Source organism: Bradyrhizobium sp. Ken64 (assembly GCF_055807555.1).
The window spans coordinates 1-234 of record NZ_JBVVPA010000146.1; the positions used below are offsets into that span (position 1 = coordinate 1).

Below are 234 nucleotides of genomic sequence, written 5' to 3' on the forward strand. Positions count from 1 at the left end.
GTGGTTGGGCGAAAAGATCGGCATGCAGTGGGGGAGCAACGCCAGGCAACCGGCCACGGCGTGGCGCAGCGGTTGCTGCTGGTGCGCCGCCAGCATGTTGTTGCCGGCGCCGTCATACAGGCTCACATGCACGTGCATGCCACTGCCGGGAAATTGCAGGTAAGGCTTGGCCATGAAGCTGGCGCGGTAACCGTGTTTGAGCGCCACGCCCCGCGTGCTGCGGCAGAACAGGGC

Annotated in this window: 1 pseudogene; it reads right to left on the bottom strand. The window is 65.8% G+C overall.

The features are described from left to right. A pseudogene (locus tag AC0L2F_RS35990) lies at window positions 1–234 on the bottom strand (glutamine synthetase family protein); the annotation flags it as partial.